General features: G+C 39.2%; 8 protein-coding genes and 1 pseudogene. 3 read left to right on the top strand and 6 right to left on the bottom strand.

The genetic code is table 11. The features are described from left to right. The first annotated feature begins 537 nt into the window (after nt 1-537). The gene (locus AACW45_RS38220) at nt 538-1,329 is read left to right on the top strand and encodes an MT-A70 family methyltransferase (RefSeq protein ID WP_190638217.1); all 792 of its coding nucleotides are present in this window, start codon (nt 538-540) and stop codon (nt 1,327-1,329) included. A gap of 217 nt (nt 1,330-1,546) precedes the next feature. Here the strand turns inward: AACW45_RS38220 and AACW45_RS38215 are convergent, their stop codons facing one another. After that, entirely contained in the window at nt 1,547-2,527 is a 981-nt protein-coding gene (locus tag AACW45_RS38215) for a hypothetical protein (protein WP_190638214.1), read from the bottom strand. A gap of 1,474 nt (nt 2,528-4,001) precedes the next feature. Between AACW45_RS38215 and AACW45_RS38210 the strand changes: the two are divergent. After that, nucleotides 4,002-4,361: pseudogene (locus tag AACW45_RS38210) on the top strand (Tn3 family transposase); the annotation flags it as partial. 136 nt (nt 4,362-4,497) lie between these two features. Continuing rightward, nucleotides 4,498-5,400: a hypothetical protein gene (locus AACW45_RS38205; protein WP_190638212.1), complete on the top strand. Its 903-nt coding sequence runs from the start codon at nt 4,498-4,500 to the stop codon at nt 5,398-5,400. Between the two features lie 203 nt (nt 5,401-5,603). On the opposite strand, the gene AACW45_RS38200 is transcribed toward AACW45_RS38205, so the two are convergent. The 5 genes from AACW45_RS38200 to AACW45_RS38180 all read right to left on the bottom strand — a co-directional run. After that, nucleotides 5,604-6,158 (bottom strand): hypothetical protein, encoded by a 555-nt coding sequence (locus AACW45_RS38200; protein WP_190638210.1) that lies wholly within the window; start codon nt 6,156-6,158, stop codon nt 5,604-5,606. Nucleotides 6,159-6,546: 388 nt separating this feature from the next. Then, nucleotides 6,547-6,900 (bottom strand): hypothetical protein, encoded by a 354-nt coding sequence (locus AACW45_RS38195; protein ID WP_190638208.1) that lies wholly within the window; start codon nt 6,898-6,900, stop codon nt 6,547-6,549. After that, a complete protein-coding gene (locus tag AACW45_RS38190) occupies nt 6,897-7,535 on the bottom strand; it encodes a ParA family protein (RefSeq protein ID WP_190638206.1) in 639 nt (212 codons plus the stop codon). The genes AACW45_RS38195 and AACW45_RS38190 overlap by 4 nt, the downstream gene beginning before the upstream one ends. 213 nt (nt 7,536-7,748) lie before the next feature. Then, nucleotides 7,749-8,330, bottom strand: a complete 582-nt coding sequence (locus tag AACW45_RS38185) for a pentapeptide repeat-containing protein (protein ID WP_190638204.1) — start codon at nt 8,328-8,330, stop codon at nt 7,749-7,751. 438 nt (nt 8,331-8,768) lie between these two features. Then, nucleotides 8,769-9,926, bottom strand: a 1,158-nt coding sequence (locus AACW45_RS38180; protein ID WP_190638202.1) for a CHAT domain-containing protein, incomplete at its 5' end; no start/stop codon positions are given.

The following is a 9,926-nucleotide window of genomic DNA, read 5'->3' as shown; positions in this document are numbered from 1 at the left end:
ACCTACGTCGTTGCTCATCAGATAACATATTAGACACTTATAACAATAGAGTTTTTCATGAAATTGCATTACCTATAACAAAGCTGCGCCATTGGAATTGGCCGTAGATACCTATCATCTTTTCAAGTCGGCAGATATAGAAGCATTATTAGCTTGTAAACACTGCTCTTCGGAGTTCTGCCACAACTTGGCTCATCTTCACCCCCCTTCGGGCGCAAGCTGCATAGAATTTTTTCTTGAGGTCATCCGCGATACTAATGTGCATTTGAGGGCTGTTTTTGTCTCTTTTTAACGATTCTATAGTTAATTTCGCTTAAACAAAAGTAGAAATGTACAAAAGATATGAGATGAATTTGAGCGACGGAGTTCCTGCGGCGATTCCCATTCCCAACCTTGGGAATCAAGATTGGGTTTATTTGCATTAATGACTATCTGGCGGTACTGAGCCATCGAAAATGCCAGCAGGTCGCTTCTGACAATTCTGGTAACCCATGCTATCACTGTAGTTAAAGAAATTCGTCTAAAACTTAAACTACGATGCCATTCTTAGCCAAACGCAGAATTGACGGACATAACTATTACGAAATCGTCAAGAGCATCCGCGTAGGGGGAAAGCCCAGGCATGAAACCTTACACTACCTTGGCAACTACCAAGCTGCGCTGACAAAACTCCAATCCCTGCGGGGCTTTTGTGAGAGTGAGAAACAACGGCTACTGTTGCGTCTCGCCAAACTGGAAGGCAGATTAGACGCTCTTGAGATTCCATTGCCGGAAAAGAGTTATCAGTGCATAGTTTGCGACCCCCCTTGGTTTTATAGCTTGCGGAGTCAGGATGAAACTCACAGAAATCGGATAACTTACAAACCCATGAAGCTTGAGGAAATTTTAGCTCTCCCACTGCCAGAATTAAGTTCTCGAAGTGGTTGTGTTTTATGGCTTTGGTTCACCAACAACCATGTGGGGGAGGCAGTGCAATGCGTTCAACACTGGGGCTTTGAGATTAAGACTATCCTAACCTGGGAGAAAATCACCAAAGCGGGAAAGCCGCACATCGGTACTGGACATTGGTTACGAAATTGCACCGAACACTGTTTACTGGCTACAAAAGGACAGGTCAAGGCGTTCGCAACCATGAAAACTTTAACCAATGAACCAACCATTCTCCACGCCGCCAGAAGGGAACACAGTCGCAAGCCTGCTGAATTTTATGAATTGGTGGAGAAGCTTTGTGCGGGGATGACGAAGCTGGAAATGTTTTCACGCCAATCCCGCCCCGCTTGGGATGTGTGGGGAGATGAGGTGCAGAAGTTTGATGACATTAATAACTAACGTCTCTACTCGCTAACAATAATTTCACCTGAAGCCACTGATACTGTAAAAATCCCTCGCACCTTATTTGAACGTTTGAGGGATATAGCTGTTTATGCCGATTAATTGGATAAATTTACGGCAGTCTTATCTCTTCAAAGTTTGTGATCGCACCCAAGCAGGGGAATTTCTGCTAAGACAATAACTCTTATTACATCGTCCCTCTCTTTTCATCCTCTTATTTTGGAGTTTTTGAATTCACTTCCCACTTTCCTTCTTTATTAGTGATAAAGCGCCCGTTTTGAGAACTATAAGATTCTAATTTTCCCAGTACCTCTCCACTGGGAATTGCAACAACTCGAAGTATATCCATAACCGTACAAAAGGCAAATGTTCTGGAATAATTAACCGGAGATATTTTTATGCTTTCTTCCACCTCCGTTTCTTGGGATGTTTCAAAAGAAGTTGTCTTAGAGTACCCTAGCTTGGCATTAATTTCAGAGGAAAATTTTCCCGATTCACTCGATTTCTTAATGCCTATCTCTACAGCAAAGCTTTCTGTTTCGATTTTTTTGCTTCCTTCCTTCCTTGTTATCTTAAAAGAATTCTCAAAACCTGGATTCATTTGTGTAGTCTTCATTTCTAATTTCTGCGACCTGATTAGCATTCTATCTAGACCAATCTGTGCCCTCGATACTTCATATTCTCTATTAGGATGTTCAAGCATTGTTGTTTGTATTCCTTGACTGACATCCAATTCAAGGTCTGGTTTATCAGACATCTTTTGTAGATAGTATGTATATATAAAAGCACCTTCAGCTCCTTTATTCAAATCCACATCAATCTTCTTGTAAGGAACCTGATTATGATCGCGTGGTATTTGTTGATTGTTTTTTTTGGTAGCTTGAAAGATAATATCTGTAATTGGATTTCCGTTACCTTTCTTGTAAGCCAGATATATAAACTTACCACCTGCGCGTTTATTCAGGTCTACATCTATTTTGTTATAATCACTTCCACTTGAAGGTTCGGCATCCTCACCTTCAAGAAATTTTAATCCTGTAATTGGAATGCCATTCGATCTTTGATAACATAAATATATAAATAAACCTCCAGCGCCTCTGTTCAAATCTACTGGCACTTTTATATATCCAGGTGGGGGCAAAATAGAATCACTATGGCCCGTAATTACTTTTAGGTTTGTAATTGGTAGTGTCATAATTCTCAAACTCCTTGGTCAAATTGTAAAAAGCTTACTCGTTTTTAATGCAGCCACACTTCACTCTTCCCTCTAAAACCAGAAGCGTGATTCTAATATGTCCCTTAGAAATCAAAACCCGTTACTTGTGTTTGGGTGAACGAGCTCAGCCCACAGATTATCTGGCGTTGCTGAATTGAACATGATTTTGCAATCACAATTCACACAGTAAGCGTGAATCGTCATCTGCCCTGACATAATTCATAGCTGCAATCAGCAACGCCAGATAATCTTAGATATCGCTGAGGACTTCCAGCGTAAAGAGGCAAGTGAAAGGGAGAATTGACAACCAAAATCTTCGTTAATCAACTCATAATGGTGGTGGCAAAATACCATTTATGTTACTGCTTCAAGGGCATTTTACTCTCTCAAAACAGCTATGTTCTTAACGCTATAATAGTTCATAGGGACTTCCAAAGAATAAATTCTCCATTTTTTTTTATCTTTGGGCATTTTTGATTAATTATGAACGTTTATGTTCTGTTTTCCTAACGAAGCGTCTTGAAGATTTTTAACTAGACTTTTGAAGATTTCTAAAAAATTAAAATAAGCTTAATAAGTAATCTACAAACAATACAGCACTTCTGTATTACCTAACACAAAATTAACAAGTATTAATCATGCTTGTTCTAGAATTTCAAGATTATTTGAAGTAGCTCGTAAGTCTCATAAAAACAATGTATTTAACGCAGCATATGTTCGATATCAAATCTTTCTCTGTATAGTCATCTTGAGTAATTTCGGATAATGATGCTCCCATTGCAAATGTGTCCATCGCAGTTGTCGTTGAGATTATCGATTCCCAACCTTGGGAATGGGAATCTATGTAAGAGCGCCCGGAGTTGCGATCGCCCCCCATACTACGCAGCCAATCCTCCCAGCATAGTTTGATTGTAGATTCAGTAATAATCTGCTAAAAAGATATTAGGCTAGTAGCAATCTACACCCCCAAGCTCCCAGGAGAACAACTGACAAAATGTTAGTATCGCCAAACTTTGGATTTCTAGAAATCCATGATCCGCAACTGGTGCGAACTGAGCCAGGATTAAATGCAACCAGCCTGCAATCATCCGTTTCGACCAGGATTATTTGCAAATAAGCTCAACAATTTACTAGGACTTGGTTTTCAGGATTGATAGGGGTTTGTCAAAAAACTCAGGTCAGAATTTGATAGATTGACTTTGAATTATTTACCGAGTTTTTTTACTGAAAAACCAACGGGTTAATGTTCTCTAAGCCTTATCAGTAAAGCAGTAAAAAAAACGGAGGTTTTTTTTACTTTTATAGTTGCAGATAATCCTGGCTCAAACCGATGATTGCAGGTTGGTTGCAAATAATCCTGGCTCAGTTGCATTTAATTCTGGCTGAAGCACAATTATAGTTGCAGATAATCCTGGTTTGTAAATGTCTTGATTGCAGGTTTGAGCGATTAGTATTGCAGGTCGCTACAAATAAGGGTGAGGCGAAACATACGTTGAAAAGGGCGGTGTTTTTTAATCGTCTGGGTGAGGTGCGCGATCGCTCTTATGAAGACCAATTTTATCGGGCTAGTGGTTTGAATTTGGTGGTTGCGGCAATAGTTTTATGGAATACGGTGTACATAGAAAAAGCTGTTGATTATTTGAAACAACAGGGTGTCAATATCCCTGAAGAACATTTGCAACATTTATCACCTTTGGGTTGGGAGCATATCAATCTGACGGGTGATTATGTCTGGAATTTGAAGCAGGCGACCAGTTTTGACCAGTTGCGCCCTTTGCGAGTGAAGGTAAATAAGTATCGCTCAAATGCTTGATGGATAGGGGTTTCAGCCTTAGCGTACAATTTTCCCGTTTTGGCACGGTGACCCCTTATATAGCTAGAAACTAGGTGTATAACTAATAAAACTGGTAATATTATGGACAAATTTCTTAGTTAAGGAAAGAGAAATTATGTCAGTAGTACGGGTAATTGGTGGTGACATCTCTGAAGGAGATTGGCAATTAACTAATATTTTGAATAATTATCAATTAAATTTAAATTCACAAAATATAAATCTAAACAATAATGTTGCCAATGTCGATGTTTTAGATGATGAGAAAGTCAAAAAACTTGCTGGTACTGCTGGATGGGCGTTTATTGCAGGAATTGCTGGGGGTTTACTTACAGGGGGACTAGGTGCTTTAGCTGGGTTGATTGGTGGTGCTTTAGCTGGTGGTAATCAGCGAAAGCTTTGTTTAGCCGTTGAATTTAAAGATGGGAGAAAATTTTTATGTCTAACCGATACTAAAACCTATCGTGAACTAGTTTCACTAACTTATAAAAAAGAGGCTATTTCCTTAGAAGGTGATATGTCCTCTCTAACATCTAAAGAGTTTCAAGTTTTTATAAGCAAAAAATGCCATCTTCCTGGAGGTATACAAAAAGAGATTTTTTCTCCTGAACAGCTCTCCAAATGTTTAGTAAATTTCTTAATAAATGGTGAATATCTTATAGACGCAACTGGTGTTAGATATAAAGGAGAAAATAGCTTTCTTGTGCTTTCTAATAAGCGTATTATTTGCTTTATATCTGAAAAAAAACTTCACTTAGATTTAAGCAGTATAAATCAGGTAATAGCCTCTAAAAATGGGATTATATTTTTCTCACAAGAGTTTAATTTAAGGCTGTACTTTGCTGATCAACAACTAGGAAGAATTTTTACTAATTCAATATCAAAAACTAGTCTTATAGTTGAGAATATAGATACTATACCTACTGATGAGCATGAGAAAACCTTGGAAAAGCAAGGATTAGTAATTTTACTAATTGCCATAGTAGTAGTGATTGCTTTTATTGTTAAGTCTTGTTCTTAAATAAATAACTTTCAATCAAAAGTTTCCTTGCGCCACATTCAGCAATTTAAAGCACTGTACCAGTTGTGTTATGACTCCTACATCTGCAAGCCTTAATAATTCGATTGTGAGCTAACACAAAAATAGACATCTGGCAGCTAAAAATATATGCCAATGTTCGTAAAGTCTGGCACAGTTGGAGTAAATACGATTATGCTGTAAAGCTACCCTATTACTGGACAGCCTATGACAATAGGGGGATAACCATTTGGATATCTTCTAATAAATTTTTCGTAATTAGTTTTATATGGTTCAGTTTCTTCAACTTTATCGAGCCATTCTTTAGTTCCTTCAATGATATCTATACAAAATTCCTTAACATCAATTAATAAATAAGTTCCAGATTCTGATGTTTGTGTACAATCATGTCCTTTGAAGTTGCAAGTATCTGGTTCAACAAACAATATTTTTTTATATGAAGAACGTTGGCTTTCACTACTACCTTCATGAAGTAAAGAGCAACGGAAATAATAGCAATCTTCTCCTGTTAATTGAGAAAGCTTAAGAGGTAAGCTTAAATTAAATTTTTTATTAATACGTTTTGATGTTTGATGGCGTACATAGGTGTTAAACCATCTTGTATATCTGACTCCAACTTCTTCTTTAACAGTAGATTCTAGTTTAGCTGCAATATCTGGAACTGTTAGTGCAGTTATTAGTGATAAATAATAAAATTTGTGATTTAGTGATTCCTCAATTTGATTTAATAACTCCCTCATACTTCTACCTAAAGTTGTTGTAAAAAGTTACTAAAAGACTTTATGATGTTCTAAATATTTCTACAACATATTATTTATAATTTTTTCAAATACCTTCAATAGAAAGAATAAAAAAATCATTCTTAGCCAATACATCGCAATAAAGCTATGCCACCGAAGCTCTCAAATAGCTTAATCTATGAGGCTTTGACAAACAAAAGTAAGAAATTAATTACTAGAGTTTCTTAATTTGGAGTTGGGGGTAAATATAGCGAAGATACCTGTCACTATACCCAAAAATTATCAGGGTCTGTGTCGGTGGGAGGATAATCTTGGCGTATAACCTTCCCACCCCGCCATCAAGTTAATAGATTTAGGATTTTTTTTACTGCAACTCTTACTGCATTTTTTACGGCATTTTTTGCAGTAAATTGGCTGTCTCTTGAATCAAAGCCCGGAGCAGCTTGGCTTTGGTCATCCCAGTATAATCAGCAAGTTGGTTCAACTGCTCGTAAGTTTCGGGTTCTAAGTCCAAGGTAATTCGGGTGGTTTCTGTCTTGGATTGGTGCTTTAATTTATCCAGTAAATTCTGCTTATCATCTATTTTCTGCGTTCGTTTTTTGGATGGCTTTGAAGAAGATTGTTCCTTGGAATTAGAATTAGATTTAGATTTAGATTTTGTTTTTTCTGGTTCTGGTGTTAGGTCATCAAACGAGAATTGTGACACCAATTCCGTCAAAGCATTTCGAGGTTTCTTAGTCATTTCGCCAACCTCAAAATCTCGTTGAATAACTTTTGATAATCAGCAGCACCATCCTGTGTCCCTCTCATTCCCCACAAAGTTGTTCTTTGGAGAAAAGCATCGGCGATCGCTTGGCGCTGATAAATTATCTGCTTGAATGCAGTTACCCCCTCAAGCTGACCTAGCAATTCCTGAGCTTCTTTGAGTAACTTAGTATTTCTAATGCCGCGATTGATGAATATCCCTGCTTTGGGTAAACCGTTCCTCGCTTTTTGAATCTGCCGCACCATTTTCACGGCGGCGGCCGCGGACACTAAATCGAGTCCTGATGGAGTTACCGGAATTACTGCAATTTTTGCAGTAAGTAATGTGCATCTGGTTGCCTCACCTAGATTCCCAGCATTGTCCACAACCACGTAATCTACATCTTCCTCTAGCTGGGGAATTTCTTCTGCTAAAGTGTCGGGGTCGGTGATGCGGTGGATGGGAATTTTTAGTTCCAAAGAATCCAACCATGTAGAGGTGCTTCCCTGCCCGTCCGCGTCCACTACTGAAACTTTTTTCTTCTTTACCGCAGAGAGCCAGTAGATAAAATGGGCGGCGGTGCTGGATTTTCCAACGCCTCCCTTTAGGTTCGTAAAACTAATAACCGTCATATTTTACTGCAAAAATTTACTGCATTAACTATACTCCCAAAAGCAATGCAGTAGGAAAATGCAGTAATTTTTTGCAGTATTACTCTGGTGGATAAGAGCGCCATTCCCAACCTTGGGAATGATTTATCGGCTGCGCCTTAGCCCAGTTAAACCTGTGGAACATTTCAATCCCCGCTAAGGGTTATCTTGCCCAACGCCTTATCTGAGGCTAATTTACCCACCGAGCCGCTGACCATCTGGCAGAATGATGTGTCCGCCGCCTGGAGGGATAGATGTCGGAAATTGAAAATTAACAACTTGAAAACTGGCTCCTGTGAGATCACAATTACTGAAACCAGAGTCACTATCAAAACTGGCTCCATCAAAAATTGCACCTCTGAAATTAGTCTGAATCAAACCAGCCATTATGAAGCTAGCACCTCGCAGAGAAGCTCTGTCAAAATTAGCTCCTTTAATGACACTTTCTTCTCCACCAAGAACAGCCCCATCCAAAATAGCTTCAGTCAAATCAGTATCGATAATTCCAGCACCTTTGAGATTGACTCCTCGCAAGTCTGCTCTACTTAAGTTAGCTCCAGTCAATTTTGCCTCACACAAGGTAGCACCACAAAGTTTTGTATTACTCAAATTAGCTCTATTGAGCTTGGCTCCACACAAATCAGCACCACTCAAGTCAGATCCATTCAGGTCAATTTCTATCAAATTAGCATTATCCAAAAAAATACCTCTGAGTCTGACTTCTGAAAAGTTTCGTTTTCCAGCCCTATAAAGTCTGAGGAGTTCTTCTTTATCCATAAATCAACTCCTGTATTAATCAATACAATTAAAGAGGGAGCAACTTATCATTTTATAAAAACTTTATACCAAAAAATTTGGGAAGCCACGACCTCGCAAGGAAGTTGCTCAACACTGACAGCCCCAAACCTTTACTTTAAGCCAATGTTAGCGTTTACTAAGGCTACCGTTTCTTACTTTGTTTTCTTAGTTAGTTCCTTGTCCATCAGTTTGGAACGATGACCCATATCTCCGGTGGGAATTAACCGCGCCATTCCCAAGCTTGGGAATGGTAGGAATGGTGGCAGAACTCCCATCCCACTCCTGGGGTGATGGTTACTGCAAAAATGCAGTATTTTTTTGCATTATATATCTGGGTGGGGAGCAACCACACCATTCCCAACCTTGGGAAACTTAATGCTTTTTTGCAGTCCACTTTTTTATGAAGAGTAGTCCTGATTACTTCGCCTCCCCAATCAAAGTAAATGCCGCCCAGTTGCTTGGGTTTTGATGCTGTTTCATGGTGACTAACATCGCTTGACGCAATGCCTGTGCTTTATCTGGATTCTTCTGCAACTGACGATAAAATTCCCCCATCAATAACGCCGAAGGACTATCGGGGATTGACCATAATGTAACAATTACACTCGGCGCACCCGCAGAAATTAAGGCGCGAGATAACCCAATTACACCATCGCCTGTGAGTTTACCTTGGGCGGTATCGCAAGCACTTAAAACAACTAATTCAGCGTTGATTTTTAAATCTAAAATTTCATTCGCAGTTAGCAAGCCATCATCCTTACCATCAGGGGCGAGAGCCACTGCACCAGGGACACCCAAACCTTTAAAATCATCAAGTAAGCCGTGGGTTGCTAAATGAATAAATCTCGCTTGGGGTAATTTTTGAATGAAAGCGGCTTTGGTTGCTTCTTTTCCTGTGATGGCTTTGGTATTTAGCAGTTGTGCTATTTCTTTTGCTTCTTTCTCCGCACCTGGTAACGGAGTTAATTGTTGTGGTGTTTCACCAATTTTAGGGGGAACGCTGGGCATGATAGGATTACCCAAAACTAGGGCTTGATTACCGGAAACTTTCTGCCGTTGTTGGCGAGTTAAATCTAATACTTGAATTGCTGGGGCAGTGAGGATAGTGTGTTTTTCAATTAAATATTTACCTTGTTCATCTTGTAACGCGGCGAAGGGAACGAGGAATAAAGATGATTGCGGGATAAATGTGACTCGCTCATCAGGGTTTTTGGGAAGAAGGTCGGCGATGGGATTAATTAGTAGTTGGTGAAGTCGTTGAAAGCGTTGTTTTACTTTGGCGGGATTGGGGTTGTGAGTTACAAAAATACCCCGACCTCTGACACCGATTGACTCGCGGCTTTGGGTGACTAATTCATCTAAAGTTGTATTCTCTTTCTGCCATAAAGGTTTGAGGTCAGCTTTGCGGAAGGTAACTTCACCAGTGGGTTTGATTACCCAAATGTAGAGTTCTGATTCTTTGGTTTCTCCTTTTCCCTGGATTTTGAAGTCATTATAAATAATTGAATATTCAACCAGTATTGTCTTTTGTTGTTTGGCGATTTGTTGCAGTAGGGATAATGTAGGTTTATCAAC

Origin of the sequence: Calothrix sp. FACHB-168 (assembly GCF_963889195.1) — a bacterium.
Taxonomy (GTDB): Bacteria; Cyanobacteriota; Cyanobacteriia; order Cyanobacteriales; family Nostocaceae; genus Aulosira; species Aulosira anomala_A.
This window is presented reverse-complemented; position numbering and strand designations above follow the sequence as displayed.

What these genes read in the sequence shown, in the direction of transcription:
- AACW45_RS38220 (WP_190638217.1), top strand. Translation starts at nt 538, where the DNA reads ATGCCATTCTTAGCCAAACGCAGAATTGACGGACATAACTATTACGAA.
- AACW45_RS38215 (WP_190638214.1), bottom strand. Translation starts at nt 2,527, where the DNA reads ATGACACTACCAATTACAAACCTAAAAGTAATTACGGGCCATAGTGAT.
- AACW45_RS38205 (WP_190638212.1), top strand. Translation starts at nt 4,498, where the DNA reads ATGTCAGTAGTACGGGTAATTGGTGGTGACATCTCTGAAGGAGATTGG.
- AACW45_RS38200 (WP_190638210.1), bottom strand. Translation starts at nt 6,158, where the DNA reads ATGAGGGAGTTATTAAATCAAATTGAGGAATCACTAAATCACAAATTT.
- AACW45_RS38195 (WP_190638208.1), bottom strand. Translation starts at nt 6,900, where the DNA reads ATGACTAAGAAACCTCGAAATGCTTTGACGGAATTGGTGTCACAATTC.
- AACW45_RS38190 (WP_190638206.1), bottom strand. Translation starts at nt 7,535, where the DNA reads ATGACGGTTATTAGTTTTACGAACCTAAAGGGAGGCGTTGGAAAATCC.
- AACW45_RS38185 (WP_190638204.1), bottom strand. Translation starts at nt 8,330, where the DNA reads ATGGATAAAGAAGAACTCCTCAGACTTTATAGGGCTGGAAAACGAAAC.